Raw genomic sequence first — 18,285 nt, 5'->3', positions numbered from 1 at the left:
CTGCCGGAGACGCTGTCCCTCCCGGGTAAGACGAGAAACAGAATGTCCTTCCTCTGGAGTGATTTACCCACGGAGTGCCGGCAACGGCCTGTGATCGGTGGCCATTCGCTCCGGCAAATCCTGCATTTACAGAACGTTAGCGAATTTCACGCAGGCTCCAAAAACGGCAGTCGAATTGCTCCCTTCAGGATTGAGAGTAGGTGCTATCAGCGCTGCCCCCTCTCGGCCACTGCCCCGGCACGCGCTGAATAAGGGGAGTTTCTCTCATGTCTTGGCTCGCGCATCGGCTCCGCCTTCCGGCCTCCGAATCCCAGATGGCCGTGGTCCTGGCATTCTCTCTGCTCACTATGAGCCTGATGCTCTGTGCCATCCTCTGGCAGTCCACTGTCATTGCCCAACAGGGTGAAGTCATCCGCTGGCTGAACCAGATCAAATTCGGAGGCTGACGGCCAAGAGCCAGCCACCGCCATCCGCAGGTAAGCGCAATCTTTCCGCTCTGAATGCAGAAGGGGGAGCCTGGCGGCTCCCCCTAGTGCGAATTTGCTGTATCGTCTGCGAAGTTTCGCCGGCCGTGCGACCCTCTCGCAGCGACGCGCACCGCAAAAGCGGTGTGTTTTCAGCTTCTGTACAGCTCTGAGTCCGGTGGAGTCATGTGCCTCTCCGGAGCTCTTTGAGCTCTGGCCCCGTTCTACTCCGGTGCTTTCGATTATGCAATAGGAAAGACGGCCCAGGCAGAGGGCCGGACCGGGAAACTCCTGTGTTTGCGTATTTCTAATTTTCGCAGGGTTACTTGATGAACAGGACTTCCCGGAACTGGTCCCGGCTGACTAGTGATTTCATGGAGCGGTATTGTCCGAACAGGTCCTGGATCTCGCGGTTCTGGTAAACGCGCTGTGCGGGAATCATCTCTGCTGCGGGCAGCATCTGCAGGGTCATGGAGTCGGCTACGCGATAGCGGTGGAAACTCGCGGGCTTCCGGCTATGGAACATGGCAAAGACTACCCCGCCTGGGCGCACCGCTTCGGTGATCACGGAAACGACACGCCGCGCCAGAAGCGGCTCGAGATAATCGAGCAGGTCCCACATCAGCACGGCATCAAACGACGCTGCAGGATAGCGCAGGTTGCCCTCCAGGAAACGTGCCGCGCGGCCCTCCGGCGTGCGGTCCACGGCGGTATCCAGTGCCCCGCCCGAGGCCACCTGCAGGTGCTTCTCCTCTTCGCGGTAAAAGTCTTTCAAGGCACAGAGCAGGTCTTCCGCCGTGACACGGAATCCGCGTTCGATAAAAAAACTCAGCGTGGTCTGCCACACCGGCCCCAGATCCAGCAGTGAGCCCCGGCCCAGCCCGTCGAGGTTCCAGAGGAATTCTTTCAGCCCTTTGGACGTGCGCGTGATTTCCTGCATCTCCGTGCTCCGCTGGGAGTTAACCGGGGCAAATCCCGGCCCGGTTGCGTGCAGCCCGTTGCCGTGCAGCGAGTGATGATTCACCGGCGCCGTGCGGGAGAATGGCCTTACCCCAACAAGTCCAAGTTTGTGCAAGAAGCTCATGGTCTAATTCACCGCTGGGGTCGCCGCAACTTCCGCCGAACCCGAAGTTTCTTCTACGCTCGCGGGCGCCACCGCAAGGGCATTGCCGGCCTTCTCCGCGGGTTTGCCGGCTTCCACTTTGCCGCGTAGCACCGCGCCTTCTTCGATCGCCAGTGTCAGGGTTTGGATCTCGCCGTGCACTTGCCCGGTGGCCCACACCTGCACCCGCTCGCGGGCGTGCACCTTACCCTCCACGCAGCCGCGCACAATCACTTCCCGCGCTACCACGTCGGCCTTGACCTTGCCGTTGGGGCCGATGGTAACGCTGGCGGATTCCAGCGCCAGACTGCCTTCCACATCTCCGTCCACGAAAAGATCTTCGCTGCCGGTGATTTCTCCGCGGATCTTAATGCCCTGGCTGATGCAGGCCGCGGCGCGTGCGGCGAGAGGAGCCAGAGGTTTTTCATGCAGAAGAGTGGCGGGACTTTGTGGAGTATTTGTGGAATTCCCAGCCCTTGTGGAAATCTCTGGAACTGCTTGTGTCTTCAAGTCTTCTTTCCGCCACACGCGACACCTCAGGGATGAACTTTTACGACCAGGTCGCAGATTTGTCTGGGCGGGCTGGAAATTGCGACGTCGCAGAGTGAAGATAGTACAGCACTTAGTGGGTGTAAAGAAGAATGGCAGACCGTAAATCTGGGGTGTTTCCTGAAGCTCTACACTATATATTGTGGAATCAGCCCGACTACTCCTACAAGGCCTTGCGGCTCCGTCGCAGTTCCGCTTTTCCCCCGCAGCTCCCACATCGCCACCACCATGCCCACCGTTTCCTGAAACATCCGTTTGACCCCGCTGCGTTTTTCCCACCACTTCCCGGGATCGAAATTTTCGTCCGGCGCGCCGGCCACTCGCACATCCACTTGCGGCGGAAAAACGCGGCGGAAAATATAGCGCGCACGCCGCGCGTGATAGTTGGAAGTCACCACGATGACCCGCCGCCACTTCCGTTCGCGCACCAGCTTTTCCAACAGTTCTGCTTCTTCGCGCGTGTTTTCCGCGTCGTGAGCGAAGCGCACGATCGCGCCCTGGGGCACGCCGTGCGCTTCCAGATCATGCTCCATCAGCTCCGCGATCCCTGCATAGCGGCGCAGACGCCGCCCGCTGCCCACGACCACTGGCGCCAGGCCCTGCTGATAGAGCAGCGCGGCGCGCGCGGCGCGCTCCCCGTCCATATTGTCGTCGCTGAGCACAATCAGCGCATCGGCGTGCTCCAGCGGATCCTCGACGATCCAGGCGTTCCCGGCCCATTGCAGCAGGGGCCGGCGCAGAAGATAGGCCACGCCGCAGACGGCCGCCAGAAACAGCGCCACGATCAGCAGCAGGATAATGCCGCCGCGTTCGTCCTTCATGAATTGGGATCCAGATTGCGCAGATATTCGGCGGCCTGTTCGGGCAGCACCCCGTTGTAATAGACCTCTTTGATGCTGTAGGACTTGCTGCGCGTCTGCACGATGGGCAGGATCTCGATGTGCCAGTGAAAATCGTCGGCCAGGGTCTTCCAGTAGCCGGAGAGCTCGCCCTTCTTGCTGCGCGTATTGGGCGAAGTGTGCACCACAAGGTGAAAAGCCGGGGCGAACTTTTCCAGACGGCGCAGGGTGCGGCCCAGCAGGGCGGCCAGATTCCTGCGATTGGCGCCCGCGCGGGGTTGTTCGAAGGCATGGTTGTGCTTGCGGTGCAGCAGCCAGATTTCGTAGGGCACGCGCGAAGCATACGGACACAGCGCGTAGTATTCGCCCTGGACGTCCACGATGCGCTTGCCCTGCTTCTCCTCCTGGCGCACGATGTCGCAAAAGACGCAGCGCTCCTTCTCTTTGAACCAGTCGCGCGAGGAGTGCAGCTCGTACTTGACGCGGCGCGGCACGAACGCCGTGGCCGTCACCTGGGAATGCGGGTGCGCCCACTCTTCCCCGGCCAGCACGCCCTGGTTCTTGAACACCGCCACGTATTTGAAGCGCGGGTCCTTCTTCAGGTCCGTGATGCGCGCACCGTAGGCCCACAGCACGCGCTCGATCTGTTCGTCGCTGAGCCGCCCCAAGCGCATGTCGTGCTGCGGCGATTCCACGATCACTTCGTGCGCCCCGATGGGCAGCATCTTGTCGTAGATGCCCTCGGCCTGGCGGCCGAGTTCCCCCTCGATGCGGTACAGCGGATCCATGTGCGGCAGGACGCGGATCTGCCAGGGGCCCTGCTCCGGCCAGGTCAGCAAGGCCGGCTGCTTTTCCGCCTCCCCGCGGCACAGCGGGCACACCTTGTCATTCTCCGGGGGCTCTTCGCGATGCCCCAGAACCACCCAGCTTTGCGTGATGGGATCTCTGCGGATTTCCATGCCCGGTCTTCAGCGAGTATAGCGCGCCGGAGTGGGGCCTTCTTCGAGCCGATGCCGGTCCCAGATGGCGCCCTCGCGGCCGTAATATGCCAGTTCGAAATCCTGCGTGAGCTCCAGGCAATCCGTGGGGCAGGCGTCTTCACACAGGCCGCAGAACATGCAGCGGGAGGTGTCGTAGGTGAAGTGCGTGAGCACCTTGCGGCGCGTGGCGTCATCGCGCTGCCAGCCAACCACAATCAGGTTTTCCGGACACGCCAGCGCGCACAGATTGCAGGCGATACACAGCGTCTCGCCGGTCTCCGGATTCTTGTTCAGCCGCGGCGCGCCCCGGTAGCGCTCCGCGATCCTGGGGCGCTCCAGGGGATACTGTTCGGTGTAAATGTTCTTGGGGTGCTGGTACCGGAAGGTGACCGCCAGCCCCTTCAAAAAGTCGTACTGGAAGATGCGGCCGAGAAGCTCTCGCATGCGTGGTAGTTTGTTTCGCGGCCCCGCAATTGTCAAGCAGCCTTGTTACCATTCTCTTCTTCACTTCCCTGCTTCCTTACCTCCTTACTTCCCTTCTCCTCATCTTCTGGGATCTCTCTGCTCTCTGCTGTGATTCTTCCTTCTCCATTTGCGCATGGTATCCTCTGGCTGAAGATGGACGCCGACATCGCATTCCAGCAGCAAGCGCTCGCCGAAGCCCGCGCCGCGGCCGCCGCCGGCGAAGTGCCCATCGGCGCAGTCCTGGTCCACGACGGCAAAGTCATCGCGCGGGCCGGCAATCGCACCATCCGCGACTGCGACCCCACGGCCCACGCCGAGATGGTGGTGCTGCGCGAGGGCGCGCGCGTGCTCGGCAACTATCGCCTCGCGGACACCACGCTCTACGTCACCCTCGAGCCCTGCAGCATGTGCGCCGGGGCCATGATCCACGCGCGCGTGGCCCGCCTGGTCTACGGCTGCGACGACCCCAAAGGCGGCGCCGTGCGCTCCTGCTTCGCAGTGCTCACCGACCCCAGGCTCAATCACCAGGTCGAATTCACCCCGGGCATCCTGGCCGAAGAGTGCGCCGCCCTCCTGCAGTCTTTCTTCGCCGCCCGCCGCTAGCGGCTAACGGCCGTGAAACCGCCAGCGCAAGCCCACACGCGCCAGCAGCGGAGGACCCAGCGTCGGAACCGGCGTGAGCCCCACCGTGTACCGGCGATTCAGCAGATTCTCCACCGCCACAAACGCTTCGAAGCCCCGCGCCACAGGCCGCGCCGCCTGCACGTCCAGGGAGAAATACGGGTCCAGGAAGAGCGTGTTCTTGTCGTCCTCGAATTGCCCGCCTCCATAGCGGCCCAGGACGCTGAGGCGCAAACCCGAACCGTGGGCATACTGCCCCTGCAGCGTGAATTGCTGATGCGGCACCTGGGGAACCCACAGGCCGACCAGAGACGTATCCGCCGGAAAACTGCGCACCGTCGCCGCCGCATACTGATAGCCGCCGGAGAGATCCAACGAACGGCTCACGTGCGCCACGCCATCGAGTTCTACTCCCAGGGAACGTGTGCGCCCCAGGTTTTCCCGCATCCGGGTGAGCAGCGTGGGTTGCACCAGAAGGGTTACGTTGGCGATGGGATTGACGATTTCGTTCCAGAAGAACGTGCCGCGCAGGTCCAGCTTCCCGCCGAATGCCGTCGCGCGCAACCCGGCCTCTCCCCCCGTCAGGCGTTCCGCGCGCAACCCGGCGTTGCTGAGCGTCAGCACATTCCCCACCCGGAAGGAGCGGTACAACTCGTTCAGCGTCGGCGCGCGAAAGGCCCGGTAGGCCGAAGCGGTGAGCGCGAGGTTGGCCGACAAGCGGCGCAAGACCGACAGCCGGGGATTGAAAGCGCTCTCCGTGCGTTCCGCGAAGGAGCTCACGGTCGTGGGCCCGGGCGGCGCGATCCGCATCCGCGTGGCCTGCGCGTCAAAATTACGCCAATGATCGAAGCGCACCGCCGCGGTCACGATCCAATTACTGCCCAGGCGCAGGATGTCTTCCGCGAAAAATCCCTCCGTGCGCTGCCTTCCCCCGGCGTGCGTCAGCGCCGAAAGATTTCCGGCGAGGAAAATCCGCTCCTCGCTCGCGCCCTGCACCTCGTCCGCGTCCATTCCCGCTACCAGGGTCTGGCGTTTCCCTGCGGCGCGCGTCCACTGCACGCTTCCGCCCAGGCTCTGTGCCGGCACGGATTGCTGGTTGGTGAGCGTCTCGCTCATCCGGTTCGCCGCAATCGCCGAGAAATTCTGATGCAGCGTCTGCGCCTGTATGCGCAGGTGCACGGCGAGCGCACCGAACCGCCCCAGCGGCCCCTCGCCTCCGAGAACCCCTTCCCCCATTGCGGTGTCGTTGATTTGCAACGGAGTGCCGTTCTGCCGGGATTCCGAGTAGAAGATTCCGCGCGCGAAAATCCGCCCCTCGGCCCCGATCCGGCGGCCCACCATGAGGTCCGCCGTTTCGTGCGCGGAGCCGGCGCGGGTGTCCACACTCCCCCGCAGGTCGTCCGGGACAAGGATGTAGCCCTCGGTATGAAATGCGGCCGCGGCAATCGCCGCCTCCCACCCCCGGGTCTCTCCGCCGGCCCACACGGAAACATCCGGCGTCTGCTCATTTCCGTAGGACGTCTCCAGCCGCAGCCCGCCGGGCTCCGCGCGGCGCGTGCGGAGCTGGATGACGCCGCCCAGAGCGTCGCTGCCGTAAAGATCCGAGGCGCCGCCGCGCACCACTTCGACGCAGGCCACCGCTGCCCGCGGCACACGTCCCCAGTACACCCAGCCTCCAAACGGGTCATTGAGGGGCAGCCCGTCTTCGAGCACCAGCGTACGGCTGGCCCCGCTCGCGCCCAGCCCGCGCAGCGACACGCCTTGCGCGGTGGGATTCGCCGTGCGGCTCCCGGAACGCCGGAACAGGCCGAAGCCCGGCACCTGGCGCAACAGATCGTCGAGCGTCAGCGCCGGCGTAGCGGCGACGTCCTCGGCATTCAGCACCAGGCTGCTGGCCGGGGTATCGCCGAGACGCGTCTCAGTCCGCGTGGCGGTCACGCTCACGCGCTCGCGCATGGTCTCCAGGGAGAGCGTAATGTGCAGTTGTGCTGTGCCCCCTGCTGTAGCGCTCCACTGTGTTTCCGATGCCTCGAACCCGCGGGCCTGCACCAGCAGCGTTCCGGATGTCCCGGGAACGCCGTCGAAGAAGAATCCCCCCGCGCCATCCGCCGTCTGCGAACTTTGGTACGACTGGCAGCGCAGTTTCACTTCCGCCCCGGATACCGCCGCGCCGCGCGCATCGCGCACCGTTCCCTCCACGCGCACCGCTTGCGCGCGCGCCTCGCGCGGCGCCAGGCACAGGCTCGCGAGCGCGCCCAGCAGGAGAATCACCCTGGGCGTCCGCGGCAGACACAACATTTCCGGAAACATTCGCATTCCGAGCTCCTGGGGATGGCCAGGGGATTGGCTCTGAATTATACCCGTAAGGTTTGTGCGCGGCGCGCAATTCACCGCCGCCCGCCGGCCGCCGGCCGCGGCCCTCGCAGATCATCTGTTCTCGGGCGCAAGACGCCCCAGTTCTTCCAAAACGTTGGAATGAACTCGCCGCGCACATTGCTGAAAAACGAAGGGGTCTGCTACGATTGGAAGGTTGACCGCGCTGCGGAGAGGTGTCTGAGCGGTTGAAAGAGCTCGCCTCGAAAGCGAGTGTAGGGGGAACCCTACCGTGGGTTCGAATCCCACCCTCTCCGCCAATTCGCCGGTTGCGCAGGCAGTTGTGCCCCGCTGCGCACCTCCCCTTCGAATCCCACCCGTACCGGAACTCTCGCGGTAGAATACCTCCGTGATCCTACGCACCCTGGAACAAGCTCGCCGCATCTTTCGTATTGTGTTCGGCTTCACACTGCTGGCGCTCGGCGCGGTGATGCTGCTGACCCCGGGGCCGGGCTGGCTGAGCATATTTCTGGGGCTGGGGCTGCTGGCCGCGGAATTTGTCTGGGCGCGCCGCCTCATGGAGCGCCTCAAACGCCAGGGCGGCCGTATGCGTGACGCGATGCGCCGCCAGCCGCGGGGTCCGGAGAGCGGGAATTCCTCCACAGACGGCGATTCCACGTAGTCTTTGCGATTTGCTTCCGTGGGCAAGAAAGCTATTCCCGGGCGCTCGATGGGCAGAAGATTTTCCGGTCAGTTGACCGCTTTGCGGTCACGCATGAAGTTGACCGCTTTGCGGTCACGCAGGCAGACGACGGTGCAGGCGGAATAGAGGAGGCGCGATTCATGGAAACCTGGCGGGGGAAGTGGGCGCTGGTGACGGGGGCCAGCGCGGGGATCGGCAAGGCGCTGGCCGAACAGCTGGCGGCGGGCGGCACGAACCTGGTGCTGACCGCGCGGCGCCGCGAGCGGCTGGAGGAACTGGCCGGCAAGTTCACGGTCAAGGGCGTGCGTGTGGAGATCGTCGTGGCGGACCTGGCCGACCCCGGAGCGCCGGAGGCCATCCACGCCTTCACCAAAAAGAAAGATATCGACGTCGAGCTGCTGATCAACAACGCGGGCTTCGGCGCCTATGGCGAGCTGCACAAGCTGGCGCTGCCGCGGCTGCTGGAAATGGTGCAGGTGAACTGCAGCGCGGTGGTGCATCTGACGCGGCTCTACGTGCCGGAGATGGTCGCGCGGCGGCGGGGCGGCATCCTGATCCTGGCCTCCACCGCGGCGTTTCAGGCCGTGCCGTACATCTCCACCTACGCGGCGACCAAGGCTTTCGATCTGCTCTTCGCCGAGGGGCTGGCGGAGGAGATGAAGCCGCACGGCGTGCGCGTCTGCGCCCTCTGCCCCGGCTCGACGGAGTCGGAGTTCCACGACGTGGCCGGGCAGGCGCATCTAGCGGCTTCGAAAAAGAGAGAGACCGCGGAAAAAGTGGCGCGCACGGGCCTGCGCGCGCTGGCTGCGGGCAAGAGCTACGTCATCTCCGGCACCGGCAACTACCTGGGAACGCACGGGCAGCGCCTGGTGCCGCGGCGCTTCGTGACGCGCATCGCCGCCGGCATGTTCAAGCCCGGAAAGTAGCACCGGCTTCAGCCGGCGCTGCTTACTCCTCGTCGTGGCCGATTTCCTGGGCCAGCTTCTCAATCGAGCTGAAATCTTCGAGCGTGGTGGTGTCGCCGGTGACGCTGCCCTTCTGCGCCAGCTCGCGCAGCAGCCGGCGCATGATCTTGCCGCTGCGCGTCTTCGGCAGGAGATCGGCAAAGCGCACTTCGGCGGGCCGGGCGATGGTGCCGATGACGTTCGCGACGTGCTCGATCACCAGGCCGCGCAACTCCTCGGAGGCCACGTGCCCCGAGCGCAGCGTGCAGAAGACCACGATCGCTTCGCCCTTGATGTCGTCGGGGCGGGAGACCACGGCGGCTTCGGCGACGGCCGCGTGGCTCACTAGCGCGCTTTCGATCTCCATGGAGCTGAGGCGGTGCCCGGCGACCTTGATGACGTCGTCCACGCGGCCGAGGACCCAGATGTAGCCGTCCTTGTCGCGCTGCGCGGCGTCCCCGGTGAAATATTTTCCGGGGATGCGGCTCCAGTAGTCGCGGCGGTAGCGCTCGTCGTCGCCGTAGATGGTGCGCATCATCGAGGGCCAGGGCTGCTCGATAACCAGGTAGCCGGTTTCCCCCGGCGGAACCTCTTCGCCGTTCATGCGCAGGACGCGGGCGATCACCCCGGGCAGGGGCAGCGTGGCCGAACCGGCCTTGGCGGGTGTGGCGCCGGGCAGCGGGGAGATGAGGATCGAGCCGGTCTCCGTCTGCCACCAGGTGTCCACGATGGGGCAGCGGCCCTTGCCCACGATGGCGTGGTACCACTTCCACGCCGCGGGATTGATGGGCTCGCCCACCGTGCCGAGCAGGCGCAGGCTCGAGAGGTCGTGCTTCTCCAGATAGGCGTTGCCCCAGGACATGAAGGCGCGCACGGCGGTGGCCGAGCTGTAAAAGATGCTCACCTTGTAGCGGCCGATGATCTGCCAGAAACGGTCGCGCCCGGGATAGTCCGGCGCGCCTTCGTACATCACCACCGTGGCGCCGCTGGCCAGCGGCCCGTAGACGATGTAACTGTGGCCGGTGACCCACCCGATGTCCGCGGTGCACCAGTAAACGTCCTCCTCGCGCAGGTCAAAAACCATCCGTGTGGACCACATGCACTGCATCAGGTAGCCGGCGGAGGTGTGCAGGACGCCTTTGGGTTTTCCGGTGGTGCCGCTGGTGTACAGGATGAAGAGTGGATGCTCGGCCGGGAAGGGCTCGGCGGGGGCCAGCGAAGAAGAGGCGTCGACCAGTTCGTGCCACCAGACGTCGCGGCCCTCGTTCCAGTTGACCTTCTCACCGGTGCGGCGCACCACCAGGACCTTCTCGACGCCGGGGCACTTCTCGAGGGCGCTGTCGGCGGTCTCTTTTAGCGGGATGATGCGGCCGCGGCGGTAGCCGCCGTCAGCGGTGATCAGCACGCGGGACTTGGCGTCCAGCATGCGGTCGGAGAGCGCCGGGGCGCTGAAGCCCCCGAAGACCACGGAGTGCATAGCCCCGATGCGCGCGCAGGCCAGCATGGCCACGGCCAGCTCGGGAATCATGGGCATGTAGATCGTGACGCAGTCGCCGGATTTCACGCCGAGCTTCTTCAGGGCGTTGGCGCAGCGGCAGGTCTTTTCATAGAGGTCGGTGTAGGTGAGCGCGAGGCGTTTGCCGTCTTCCGCTTCCCAGAGCAGCGCGGGTTTTTTCGGGTGCAGCTGGACGTGGCGGTCCAGGCAGTTGTAGCTGACATTCAGCGTGCCGTCGTGAAACCAGCGGGCGTGCGGCGGGTTCCAGACCAGCACCTCCGTCGGCGGGGTGAACCAGTGCAGCAGCTCGGCCTGTTCGCTCCAGAAGCCCGCGGGGTCCTCCTCAGCGCGCTGGCACAGCGCGCGGTATTCCCCCAGCGAGCGCACGCGGGCGTGTTTGGAAAATTCCACTGGAGGAGGTACGGCTTTCTCTTCCAGTACGTGCGGGTCAAACTCGGCCATGGGGCCTCCGGAGATGGAAACAGAGGAATAAGGTACGCATTGGAAGGAACGCGGTCAAGAAGAGACGCAGAAGAGTACAGTGAGAATCCGGGAACGGTTCGGGAACTTTTGGGCGCCATTCCGGCAAGTACCAGATAGAGCGCAACGGACCGTCTAAACAGGAGAGATGCCCATCCCACAGCATCCACGCGAAGACGATCTGCTGCGGCGAGCCGTCCGGGGCGATCAAGAGGCCTTTGCGCAGATTTACCGGGCGCACCAGGCGACGCTCTACCGCTTCGCCCTGCGCATGACCGGCAGCGCCTGGACGGCGGAAGAGATTGTGCAGGAGGTCTTTCTGACGCTGTTTCGCCAACCCGGCTCCTTCGACCCTGCGCGCGGCGAGCTGGGCGCCTTTCTTTTCGGCATTGCGCGCAATCACCTGCGGAAACAGTTTTCGCGCCGGCCCAACGAAATTCCCCTGGACGCCGAGGGGGAGCTGCCTCCCGGAGCCAGGCCCGCGGCGGCCGGGAGCGGAAACGGTGCGATGAACCCGGCGGCCTGGGCCGAGCAGCGCCAACAGGCCGGACAGGTGCGCCGCGCGGTGCTGGAGCTGCCCGAGGAGTTCCGCGAAGCCGTGGTGCTGTGTGATCTCGAAGAATTGAGTTACGAGGAGGCGGCGCGGCTGCTCGAATGCCCCATCGGAACGGTGCGCTCGCGGCTGCATCGCGGACGGGCGCTGCTGCTGGCCCGGCTGGAGCTCCTGCGCGAGCAGCCACGCAAGGAGGTGATTCCATGAGCAACGAAATTCCGGAGATGAGCTGCCAAGAGTTTGCGGAGCTGGGACTGGACGCCGAGCGCGACGCGGCGCAGATGAGCGCGATGCAGCGGGCCGTCTGGGAAGCGCACCGCCGCGCCTGTGCGCGCTGCGCCGCGCAGAGCGAATCGCTGGGCGTGCTGCGCGGGCAACTGCGCACCCTGGCCGAAGAGACTCGGACGGCCCAAGCCCCCCCGCGGATCGAAATGCAGCTGCGCCGGCACGTGCAATTACTGGGATTCAAGCGGCGCGGGGAGCGGCGCAAGACGGCCGTCGCCGCCGCGATTCTGGCCGCCGCGGCGGTGCTCGTGGCGGCGGTGGGTGTGCGCCACTGGATGCGGCCCGCAGAACCTGTCGTGGCCATAAACCCTCCCGTGCCGCCCAACGCACCGGAAAATTCCGCCACGCAGAACACCGCACCGGCGGCACAGGCGCAGGACGACTTCACACTCTTGCCGGATGGCCTGCCGGTGGCCACGGAGGACGATTCCATCGTGAGTGTGCGCATGCCGCGCGCGGCGCTCGCCGCGCTGGGGCTGCCGGTGAACGAAGAGCAGTCCGGCGAGCCGGTGCTGGTGGATCTGCTGGTCAGCGCGGACGGGCAGCCGCAAGCGGTGCGCCTCTCGCGCTAGGTGCGAGTGGGTCGACCGCTTTGCGGTCGCTCAAGACATCGACCGCTTTGCGGTCGCCCAAAACAAAGAGTTTGCTGAGTAGCGAGTCAGCGCAGCAGGAGAGAAGAGGAGGCAACACGAAAATGAGGATACACAAGAATGTGCTGTACGCCCTATTGGCCGGTGCACTTCTGGCCGGCGCCGGCGCGGTCCGCGCTCAGGAACCACCCCCGCCCGCGGCGCCCCCGGAGACGATGTTTTTCGCGCAGGCCGAGCAGATGCCCGAAGAAATGCCGGGCCCGCCGCTGGGCGAAAATGTCGAATTGCTCGGTTTCGACGAAGCACCCGGGCAGAAAACGGTAAAGGGCGCGCCCTTCTCCGCCACGGCGGTCTCCGAGACGACGCACGTTCTCGCCGACGGCAACCGCATCCACCGCACGACGCAGTCCGCGCTCTACCGCGACAGCGAAGGGCGCTTCCGCCGGGAGGTCACGCTTCCGGCGATCGGGCCGTTTGCGGCCTCGGGAAAGATCCGTTCGTTCATCGTGCTGCGCGATCCGGCGGCGGGAACGGCTTTCGTGCTGCAACCGGAGGAGAAAATCGCGCGCAAGCTGCCCCCTCCGCGCGACGGCCGGCATCCGGCGATGAGGGAGAGGTTTGAGGAGCGCCGCAAGAAAATGGAAGCGTCCGGCGAATTGAAGACCGTCTCCCTGGGCACCAGGACCATCGACGGCGTTTCCGCGGAAGGCACTCGCCATACCCGCGTGATTCCCGCCGGGCAGGTCGGCAACGACAAACCGATCGAAATCGTTGTCGAGCGCTGGTATTCGAAAGATCTGCAAACCGTGGTGATGACCAAGCGCAGCGATCCGCGCTTCGGCGAAACCACCTATCAGCTCACCAACATCCAGCGCAAGGAACCGGACGCCAAGCTCTTCCAGGTACCGGCGGACTACACGGTCAAGGACGCGCCCGCACGGCCCATGGGCCGCTTCGGCCGGCGTGGCCGTAGGCCCGGTATGGGGCGCGGTCCGGGACCTGGGCAAGGCCAGGAGCAGCCACCCACACCGGAGCCCTAAGAACGCGAGCTTCTCTCCTGAAGGCAATGCGCCCTGTCCGCGGCACAACATGAGCCGCGGGGAGGGCGCTCTTGCTTTTACAGCGCCGGACTAGCGTAGGGCGCGGTCGAGGAGTTCGACGACGTGCAGGACTTCCTGCCCGGTGTTGTGGATTTCGGCGCCGGCGCGCAGCTGCAGCAAGCAGCCGGGGTTGGCGGTGACGATGGCTTGCGCCTTGGTCTTCGCGGCGTGCTTCATCTTTTCGGCCAGCAACTCCAGCGACGCTTCCGTCTGCGTGACGTTGTACACCCCCGCCGAGCCGCAGCAGATCTCCGTGTACGGCAATTCCACGAATTCCACGCCGGGGATGGCGCGCAGCAGCTGCCGCGGCGCGTCTTTCACCTTCTGTCCGTGCAGCAGGTGGCAGGAGTCCTGGTAGGTGACGCGCAGGGGCATGCTCTTCAGGGGCGCGGAGAGCCCCAGCGCGGCGAGGAATTCGCTGACGTCGCGCATCTTGGCCTGAAAGGCGAGTGCCTGGGCGTGCTCCGGCTCGCCGGCGGAAAACAGGTGCGCGTACTCCTTGAGCGTGGAGCCGCAGCCGGCGGCGTTGGTGATGACGGCGTCGAAATTGCCGTTCTGGAAGACGGCGAGGTTGCGGCGGGCCAGATCGCGCGCGGCGTCGCGCACCCCGGCGTGCGCGGCCAGTGCGCCGCAGCAAAGCTGTCCGCCGGGCACGGCCACCTCGCAGCCGTTGGCGGTGAGCACGCGGATGGTGGCTTCGTTGAGCCGCGCGAAGCTGACCTGCGCGACGCAGCCGGCAAAAAAGGCCACGCGCGCGCGCCGCGTTCCCTGCGCGGGGAAAACCTTGCCCAGTTGCTCGAAGAAAAATGGATCGTCGTCCATGCGCGGCAGGAGCCGCTCGCGGTCGGCGAGGCCCAGCAGGCGCAGTGCGCCGCTCCTGCGCGCCAGCCACTGCAGCCCGCTGCGCTGGTAGAAACGCGTGAGCCGCGCCGCGGCGGCGATGCGCCGCGGAAACGGCAGCAGCCGGCGATACACGAACTCGCGCGCCATCCGCGCCAGCAGCGGGCGGCGATACTCCTTCTCAATTCGCGCGCGCGCGTATTCGATGAGTTTGCCGTACTCGACGCCCGCGGGACACGCCGTTTCGCAGGCCCGGCAATCCAGGCACTGGTCCATGTGCTGCACGAAGATGGGGCCGGCGGCCAGCTCGCCCTGCTCGACGAGGATCATCTGCCGGATGCGCCCGCGCGGCGAGTCCGCTTCCAGCTTCCACAGCCGGTAGGTAGGGCAGTGATTCAGGCACAGGCCGCAGTGCGTGCAGTGCGCGTAGTCTTCGTACGCGGGAACGAGGCCGGAGATTGCCGGGCGCGGTGCTTGCGGGACCATGGCCTCAGATTCCTCCCGCAAAGCGGCCGGGCGCGAGAATCCCCGCCGGGTCGAACGCGCTCTTCACGCGCGGCAGGAGCGCAAAATCCGCGCGTGGCGCTCCCCATACGGAGACGCTTCGTTTCAGCGCCGCGGGGCACCAGGGAAGCGCGGCGTGACCGCCGCCCGCGGCGGCAATTTCGAAAACCGTTGCGGCGGCGGAGGCCAGGCGCGCCAGCGCATCGGCGTCGTTGCGCTCCGGCAACAGCGCAAAATAGAGCGCGCCGGAGCCGCGCGCCAGCAGGGCGCAGGGCAGCGCGTGCCGCGCGGCGGCGGCCCGCAGCGTTTCGAAAGCCGCAGCGAACTGCCCGGGCAGCAGGCTGAGCTTGAAAATCGCGGCGGCGGGCGAAGCTTCCAGCACCAGCGGAATGCATTCGCGCAGGCGCGTCCAGACCAGCGGCTGCGTCTCCTCGTCGAGGATCTGCACGCCCGCGGCGCCGGCCTCCCCGGCGAGCCGCGTGAGGTCGCGGGAATAGCGCGCCACGACCGCCTCGCTCCCTTCGAAACCCGCGCAGAGCTGCCATTGTTCTCCGTGGAACCATGCGCCCGGCGCGGCGAGCGGCGCGTCCAGCGAGCCCGGACTATTCTCGGCAAACAGCCGCGCCAGCTCCGGACTGACAATTTCCAGCGTCACCGGCGTCAGTGGCGAGGCCGCAATGCGCCGGCGCAGCTCCAGCGCGCCTTGCGCCGTGGCAAATGCGCCCACGAAACCGCGGCTCAACGCCGGCAGGGGAAACGTCCGGAAATTGACGCGCGTGAGCACCGCCAGCGTGCCCAGCGATCCGATGAGCAGCTTGTGCAGATCGTAGCCGGTCACGTTTTTCACCACCCGCCCGCCGCTCTTGCCCAGCGCGCCCGCGCCGGTGACGAATTCCGCGCCGATCACGAAGTCGCGCGCCGTGCCATAGAACTGGCGCAGCGGCGAATCCACGCCGGAAGCGATGGTGCCGCCGACCGTCGCGCGCTGGAACCACGGCGCCGCCAGCGGCACGAATTGCCCGTGCTCGGCGAGCCTCTCCGCCAGCCGCGCCAGCGGCATGCCCGCGTCCACGCTGAGCGTGAGGTCCCCGGGATCGTAGTGTGCGATCTGGTCGAGCCGCGTGAGGTCCAGCGCCAGGTCGTAGCGCTGTGGCGGGTGTCCGATGCCCAGCTTGGTGCGCGCGCCCACGGGCACGACGGCGAGTTTTTCCGCGCCGGCCAAGCGCACAACCTCGGCGACCTGCTCGGGCGACGCCGGGCGCACCACCGCCGCGGGCGCGGCGCCGTCCACGGCGCAAGCTGCGCGCTCGCCCGCCTGCGCCAGGACGTGCTCCGCGCCGGCGATAGCTTCGAGACGCGCGACGACGGAGTTGCCCGGAGCGCTCATAGCAGCGGCGCCGCTCCTGTCTGCTGCGCTTTGATGCGCACCTCGCCGCAGCCCTTTCCGGTGGGGAAAATCTTGCCGGGATTCAGATTGCCCGCGGGGTTGAAGGCGTCGCGCATGCGGCGCATCAGCTCCAGATCCGCTTCCGAGAAAAGCAGCGGCATCAGCTCGTTCTTCTCCATGCCCACGCCGTGCTCCCCGGTGAGCGCGCCGCCCAGCTCCACGCAGTAGTGCAGAATGTCGTTGGCCGTGCGCACGGCCCGCTCGAACTGCGCCGCGTCGCGCGGGTCGTAAAGAATGATGGGGTGCAGATTGCCGTCGCCGGCGTGAAAGATGTTGCCGATCTGGAAGCCGCGCTCGCGGCCCAGCGCCGTGATGTAGCGCAGCGTCTGCGGCAGGCGCGAGCGCGGGATCACCCCGTCGAGCACGTAGTTGCTGGGAGCCAGGCGGCCCATGGCGCCGAAAGCGTTCTTGCGGCCCTTCCAGAGCAGCTCGCTCTCCTGCGCGTCGCGGGCCACGCGCACTTCGCGCGCGTTGTGCTGCCGGCAGACCTCGGTGACGGCTTCGGCCTGCGCGGCCACCGCTTCCGTGATGCCCTCCACTTCGATCAGCAGCACCGCGCCGCTGTCGCGCGGAAATCCCGCGTGGACATAGTCTTCGATGGCCGCCAGCGTCCAGCCGTCCATCATCTCGCAGGCGGCCGGGGTAATGGCGCGCGCGGTGATCTCCACCACGGTTTCCGTGGCGTCGTCCACGGTGTGGAAGACGGCCAGCAGCGTTTTCACCGCCTCGGGCTTGCGCGAAAGCCGCACGGTGATTTCGGTGACCAGCGCCAGCGTGCCCTCGGAGCCGACCAGCAGCCCGGTGAGGTCGTAGCCCAGCGCGTCGCTGGTCTTGCCGCCCACGCGCACGATTTCGCCGTCGGTCAGCACCAGCTCCAGGCCCGTCACGTGATTCGTGGTCACGCCGTAGGCCAGCGTGTGCGGTCCCCCGGAGTTCTCGCTGACGTTCCCGCCGATGGTGCACGCTTTCTGGCTCGAGGGGTCCGGCGCGAAATAGAGCCCGGCGTGCTCCACCGCCCGCGTCAGATCGAAATTGACGACGCCCGGCTGCACCACTGCTCGCAGATTCTCGTAGTCCACCTCCAGAATGCGCTCCATGCGCGCAAAGACCAGCATCACCCCGCCCGAACGCGCCAGCGCCCCGCCGGATAGCCCCGTGCCCGCGCCGCGCCCCACGATGGGCACGCCGTAGCGGTTGGCCAGCCGCACGATGCGCGACACCTCGTCCGTGCTGCGCGGAAATACCACGACGTCCGGCCGCGCCTTCTCCACCGACCCGTCGTACTCATAGAGGATCAGATCCTCCGCCCGGGCGAGCACCGCCGCCCGGCCAAGAAGGCCTTCGAGTTCGCGTGTGAGGCGGGAAGGCATGAGCACACGGCGCGTGGCCGTCTGCTGCCACTATAGTGAGACTCCCGCCACTCGCGCAACCCGCCTCGACTCGGATTTCTCGCGAACGCAGACTGCGTAGAAGCACGGCACCGCAAGGTGTCATCCTGAGGCGAACCGATGAGGTTCGCCGAAGGATCTCAGCGGCGGGTGGCCCATCCTTGCGGTTTTTGCAAGGGTGGGTCTTTCTTTTTGTTTGGGCCTTTGATCTTCGGCTGCGAAACGGAGCCGAGCATTCGCACACTTTTCCACAAACCATTCGAATACCACTCAGTAATCTCTTGAAATAGCGTAACCCATCTGCTATCCTTTTTCGTGTTACGCCAATCTGCCGTTCGAAAACTTTCCCGGCGTCCTTCCCGCCTCCTCTTGCTTTCAACTTTCAACTGTCAACTGTTAACTGCCTCTCTAACTCCTTTCTTTTCTGACGCTTGCTCACTCTTCTCTACAACGGACAAAAAGCAGGACTTTAAGTCCCTATCCTCCCTGCTCTTGCGCACTCTTGCTCCCGTTGATTTCAGCAACCCTTTCAGAATCAACCATCTGCGCACTCTTTGCAAAAAACAACGGGGGTGGGGGGTACCCCCGCCATTTTCAACCGCAAGCCTTTTCTTTTCTTCATC

Annotated in this window: 16 protein-coding genes and 1 tRNA gene; 7 read left to right on the top strand and 10 right to left on the bottom strand. The window is 65.7% G+C overall.

Going from position 1 to position 18,285, the window contains the following annotated elements; genetic code table 11:
- Nucleotides 1-786: 786 nt before the first annotated feature.
- The 5 genes from LAN61_07585 to LAN61_07565 all read right to left on the bottom strand — a co-directional run bounded on the left by LAN61_07585 (nt 787) and on the right by LAN61_07565 (nt 4,378).
- Nucleotides 787-1,404, bottom strand: a complete 618-nt coding sequence (locus LAN61_07585) for a class I SAM-dependent methyltransferase (GenBank protein ID MBZ5540365.1) — start codon at nt 1,402-1,404, stop codon at nt 787-789.
- A gap of 147 nt (nt 1,405-1,551) precedes the next feature.
- Complete coding sequence (locus LAN61_07580) at nt 1,552-2,076, bottom strand: polymer-forming cytoskeletal protein (GenBank protein MBZ5540364.1); 525 nt, start codon at nt 2,074-2,076, stop codon at nt 1,552-1,554.
- Nucleotides 2,077-2,243: 167 nt separating this feature from the next.
- Nucleotides 2,244-2,936, bottom strand: a complete 693-nt coding sequence (locus tag LAN61_07575; protein MBZ5540363.1) for a YdcF family protein — start codon at nt 2,934-2,936, stop codon at nt 2,244-2,246.
- Entirely contained in the window at nt 2,933-3,913 is a 981-nt protein-coding gene (locus tag LAN61_07570) for a galactose-1-phosphate uridylyltransferase (protein MBZ5540362.1), read from the bottom strand. The genes LAN61_07575 and LAN61_07570 overlap by 4 nt, the downstream gene beginning before the upstream one ends.
- 9 nt (nt 3,914-3,922) lie before the next feature.
- Complete coding sequence (locus LAN61_07565; protein ID MBZ5540361.1) at nt 3,923-4,378, bottom strand: NADH-quinone oxidoreductase subunit I; 456 nt, start codon at nt 4,376-4,378, stop codon at nt 3,923-3,925.
- Nucleotides 4,379-4,552: 174 nt separating this feature from the next.
- Between LAN61_07565 and tadA the strand changes: the two genes are divergently transcribed.
- On the top strand, nt 4,553-5,002 hold the full coding sequence (tadA, locus tag LAN61_07560; protein ID MBZ5540360.1) for a tRNA adenosine(34) deaminase TadA: 450 nt from the start codon (nt 4,553-4,555) through the stop codon (nt 5,000-5,002).
- Nucleotides 5,003-5,005: 3 nt separating this feature from the next.
- Here tadA and LAN61_07555 read toward each other — a convergent pair whose 3' ends face one another.
- On the bottom strand, nt 5,006-7,336 hold the full coding sequence (locus tag LAN61_07555) for a TonB-dependent receptor (protein MBZ5540359.1): 2,331 nt from the start codon (nt 7,334-7,336) through the stop codon (nt 5,006-5,008).
- Nucleotides 7,337-7,563: 227 nt separating this feature from the next.
- Between LAN61_07555 and LAN61_07550 the strand changes: the two genes are divergently transcribed.
- The 3 genes from LAN61_07550 (at nt 7,564) to LAN61_07540 (ending at nt 8,962) form a co-directional block, all read left to right on the top strand.
- Nucleotides 7,564-7,653, top strand: a tRNA-Ser gene (locus LAN61_07550).
- Between the two features lie 89 nt (nt 7,654-7,742).
- Complete coding sequence (locus LAN61_07545) at nt 7,743-8,015, top strand: PGPGW domain-containing protein (GenBank protein ID MBZ5540358.1); 273 nt, start codon at nt 7,743-7,745, stop codon at nt 8,013-8,015.
- A gap of 161 nt (nt 8,016-8,176) precedes the next feature.
- The gene (locus tag LAN61_07540; GenBank protein ID MBZ5540357.1) at nt 8,177-8,962 is read left to right on the top strand and encodes an SDR family oxidoreductase; all 786 of its coding nucleotides are present in this window, start codon (nt 8,177-8,179) and stop codon (nt 8,960-8,962) included.
- Nucleotides 8,963-8,984: 22 nt separating this feature from the next.
- On the opposite strand, the gene acs is transcribed toward LAN61_07540, so the two are convergent.
- Nucleotides 8,985-10,937 (bottom strand): acetate--CoA ligase, encoded by a 1,953-nt coding sequence (acs, locus tag LAN61_07535; protein MBZ5540356.1) that lies wholly within the window; start codon nt 10,935-10,937, stop codon nt 8,985-8,987.
- Between the two features lie 166 nt (nt 10,938-11,103).
- On the opposite strand from acs, the gene LAN61_07530 reads away from it, so the two are divergent.
- From LAN61_07530 to LAN61_07520, 3 genes are all read left to right on the top strand, one after another.
- A complete protein-coding gene (locus LAN61_07530; protein ID MBZ5540355.1) occupies nt 11,104-11,715 on the top strand; it encodes a sigma-70 family RNA polymerase sigma factor in 612 nt (203 codons plus the stop codon).
- The gene (locus LAN61_07525) at nt 11,712-12,365 is read left to right on the top strand and encodes a hypothetical protein (GenBank protein MBZ5540354.1); all 654 of its coding nucleotides are present in this window, start codon (nt 11,712-11,714) and stop codon (nt 12,363-12,365) included. Before LAN61_07530 ends, LAN61_07525 begins: the two co-directional genes overlap by 4 nt.
- Nucleotides 12,366-12,487: 122 nt before the next feature.
- Complete coding sequence (locus tag LAN61_07520; protein MBZ5540353.1) at nt 12,488-13,423, top strand: DUF4412 domain-containing protein; 936 nt, start codon at nt 12,488-12,490, stop codon at nt 13,421-13,423.
- A 90-nt stretch (nt 13,424-13,513) separates the two neighbouring features.
- On the opposite strand, the gene LAN61_07515 is transcribed toward LAN61_07520, so the two are convergent.
- Genes LAN61_07515 through LAN61_07505 form a run of 3 tightly spaced genes read right to left on the bottom strand, consistent with a single transcriptional unit; the run spans nt 13,514 to nt 17,644 of the window.
- The gene (locus LAN61_07515) at nt 13,514-14,809 is read right to left on the bottom strand and encodes a (Fe-S)-binding protein (protein ID MBZ5540352.1); all 1,296 of its coding nucleotides are present in this window, start codon (nt 14,807-14,809) and stop codon (nt 13,514-13,516) included.
- Between the two features lie 4 nt (nt 14,810-14,813).
- Nucleotides 14,814-16,214: an FAD-binding oxidoreductase gene (locus LAN61_07510; protein ID MBZ5540351.1), complete on the bottom strand. Its 1,401-nt coding sequence runs from the start codon at nt 16,212-16,214 to the stop codon at nt 14,814-14,816.
- Entirely contained in the window at nt 16,211-17,644 is a 1,434-nt protein-coding gene (locus LAN61_07505) for an FAD-binding protein (GenBank protein ID MBZ5540350.1), read from the bottom strand. Before LAN61_07505 ends, LAN61_07510 begins: the two co-directional genes overlap by 4 nt.
- Nucleotides 17,645-18,285 lie beyond the last annotated feature (641 nt).

The sequence above is a fragment of the Terriglobia bacterium genome (assembly GCA_020072785.1).
Taxonomy (GTDB): domain Bacteria; phylum Acidobacteriota; class Terriglobia; order Acidiferrales; family UBA7541; genus Acidiferrum.
Note: the sequence above shows the minus strand (reverse complement) of the source record. Positions and strands in the feature narration are given on the sequence as shown.

Coding starts and splice junctions, on each gene's coding strand:
- LAN61_07575 (MBZ5540363.1), bottom strand. CDS start 2,936: ATGAAGGACGAACGCGGCGGCATTATCCTGCTGCTGATCGTGGCGCTG.
- LAN61_07585 (MBZ5540365.1), bottom strand. CDS start 1,404: ATGCAGGAAATCACGCGCACGTCCAAAGGGCTGAAAGAATTCCTCTGG.
- LAN61_07530 (MBZ5540355.1), top strand. CDS start 11,104: ATGCCCATCCCACAGCATCCACGCGAAGACGATCTGCTGCGGCGAGCC.
- LAN61_07520 (MBZ5540353.1), top strand. CDS start 12,488: ATGAGGATACACAAGAATGTGCTGTACGCCCTATTGGCCGGTGCACTT.
- LAN61_07525 (MBZ5540354.1), top strand. CDS start 11,712: ATGAGCAACGAAATTCCGGAGATGAGCTGCCAAGAGTTTGCGGAGCTG.
- LAN61_07540 (MBZ5540357.1), top strand. CDS start 8,177: ATGGAAACCTGGCGGGGGAAGTGGGCGCTGGTGACGGGGGCCAGCGCG.
- LAN61_07515 (MBZ5540352.1), bottom strand. CDS start 14,809: ATGGTCCCGCAAGCACCGCGCCCGGCAATCTCCGGCCTCGTTCCCGCG.
- LAN61_07570 (MBZ5540362.1), bottom strand. CDS start 3,913: ATGGAAATCCGCAGAGATCCCATCACGCAAAGCTGGGTGGTTCTGGGG.
- LAN61_07565 (MBZ5540361.1), bottom strand. CDS start 4,378: ATGCGAGAGCTTCTCGGCCGCATCTTCCAGTACGACTTTTTGAAGGGG.
- acs (MBZ5540356.1), bottom strand. CDS start 10,937: ATGGCCGAGTTTGACCCGCACGTACTGGAAGAGAAAGCCGTACCTCCT.
- LAN61_07505 (MBZ5540350.1), bottom strand. CDS start 17,644: ATGCCTTCCCGCCTCACACGCGAACTCGAAGGCCTTCTTGGCCGGGCG.
- LAN61_07555 (MBZ5540359.1), bottom strand. CDS start 7,336: ATGCGAATGTTTCCGGAAATGTTGTGTCTGCCGCGGACGCCCAGGGTG.
- tadA (MBZ5540360.1), top strand. CDS start 4,553: ATGGACGCCGACATCGCATTCCAGCAGCAAGCGCTCGCCGAAGCCCGC.
- LAN61_07510 (MBZ5540351.1), bottom strand. CDS start 16,214: ATGAGCGCTCCGGGCAACTCCGTCGTCGCGCGTCTCGAAGCTATCGCC.